This is a genomic window from Ralstonia sp. ASV6 (assembly GCF_016429285.1).
Lineage (GTDB): Bacteria > Pseudomonadota > Gammaproteobacteria > Burkholderiales > Burkholderiaceae > Ralstonia > Ralstonia flaminis.
Genome location: NZ_JAELUI010000625.1, coordinates 1 through 302 on the forward strand (window position 1 = coordinate 1; position 302 = coordinate 302).

1 pseudogene is annotated in these 302 nt (G+C 73.2%); it reads left to right on the forward strand.

The features are described from left to right. Window positions 1-126: pseudogene (locus tag JHD73_RS29435) on the forward strand (haloacid dehalogenase); the annotation flags it as partial. Between the last annotated feature and the right edge of the window lie 176 nt (window positions 127-302).

Sequence of the window (302 nt, forward strand, 5' to 3'; positions counted from 1 at the left end):
CCCGATCCCAGACCGTATCGCATGGCGCTGGAACAGCTTGGTGTGGAGGCGGCAGATGCCGCGTTTGTGGCCGGTTCCAGCTATGACATGTTCGGCACGGCAGCGATGGGTTTGCGCACCTACTGGCCTGTCTCTTATACACATCTCCGAGCCCACGAGACATGGCGCCTGATCGCGTATGCCGTCTTCTGCTTGAAAAGCGGGGGGGGGGGGGGGGGGGGGGGGGGGGGGGGGGGGGGGGGGGGGGGGGGGGGGGGGGGGGGGGGGGGGGGGGGGGGGGGGGGGGGGGGGGGGGGGGGGGG